The organism is Polaromonas sp. P3_C2 (assembly GCF_056402675.1).
In genome coordinates, this window is the sequence record NZ_JBFUGX010000886.1 from 1 (window position 1) to 1,435 (window position 1,435).

1 protein-coding gene is annotated in these 1,435 nt (G+C 63.8%); it reads right to left on the bottom strand.

Annotated elements, in window-relative coordinates:
• Positions 1-75: 75 nt before the first annotated feature.
• Positions 76-1,374, bottom strand: coding sequence for an NAD(P)/FAD-dependent oxidoreductase (locus tag AC1DWI_RS23045; RefSeq protein WP_477725902.1), 1,299 nt, complete (start codon positions 1,372-1,374; stop codon positions 76-78).
• Positions 1,375-1,435: the final 61 nt, after the last annotated feature.

The window sequence follows — 1,435 nt, forward strand, 5'->3', positions numbered from 1 at the left end:
AAACAAACGCGTGGCACCGCGGGCGCAGGCGGGTGTGGCGCACTTGGCCGAAACCGATGAGCGGCACGGGCTGGCTCATGCGTCCGCCAACAGCTGCGCGGCGGCAGCCAGCCCGGCCTTGAGGCCGTCTTCATGAAAGCCGTAGCCCATCCACGCGCCCGCAAAGTAGCGATGGTTTTTGCCCTGCAGCGCCGGCATGCGGGTCTGCGCCGCCACGGCGGCCAGGTCGAACACCGGGTGGGCGTAGTCGTACTCACCGATGATTTTTTCCTGTGCGATGGGGCGCACCGGGTTCAGGGATACGACCACCGGCTGCTCCCAGGGCAAGGGCTGCAGGCGATTGATCAGGTAGTGCAGGCACACCCGCGCGCCCTCCTGCCCGGCTCCGCCCGCGCGCTCGTAGTTCCAGGCCGCCCATGCGGCCCTGCGCGTCGGCAGAACCGAGACATCCGTATGCAGCACGGCCTTGTTGGACTGGTAGTGAATGGCTCCCAGGGTTTCACGCTCCTGCGCCGTCGGCGCGGCCAGCATGCGCAGGGCCTGGTCGGAATGGGTGGCGATGATGACCCTGTCAGACAGCTCGGCGCCCGCGTCGGTGTGGATGCGCACGCTGGCTTTGCCGTCCGGCGTGTTGCCAACGTGTTCGATACGGCGCACCGGGGTGTTCAGCCGCTTGTTCGCAATGCCATCGATGATTTTTTCGACATAGTGCCTGGCACCGCCCTGCACGGTCCACCACTGGGGGCGGTTGGTGATTTGCAGCAAGCCGTGGTTGTGGCAAAAGCGCACCATGGTCGACACCGGGAACTGCAGCATCTGCGCGGTGGGGCAGCTCCAGATGCAGGCCATCATGGGCAGGAAGTACCAGTCGCAAAACGCGGCACCGAAGCCGTGCTCGTCCAGGAACTTTCCGAGGGGTTGGYCCAGTTGCGCATCGGTTCCGCTTTGGGCCATGCGGCTGGTCAGGGCGTTAAAGCGCAGCAGGTCGCGCAGCATGCCCCAAAAGCGCGGGTTGGCCAGATTGCCGCGTTGCGCAAACACGGCGTTCAGGCTGGAGCCGCTCCATTCCATGGTGCGGCCGTTGCCGAAATCGTCGGTCTGCACCGAAAACGACATCTCTGACTTGACGCTTGCCACGTCCAGCTCCGCCAGGAGCTTGATCAGTTGCGGGTAAGTGCGCTCGTTAAGGACCAGAAATCCTGTATCCACCCCGTGGGTGACCTCACCGCGCGGTGTTGGAAGCGTCACGTCGACGGTGTGGGTATGCCCGCCAAACCAGGCGCCCGCCTCCAGCAGCGTGATGTCCGCCTTGCCCCTGAGGGCATGGGCGGCCGCCAAGCCTGAAATACCCGAACCCACGATGGCCACTTTGATCGACACACGCACTCCTTGAATTGCCTGGATCAATTCTATACCAATCAGTATTTATTAAAAC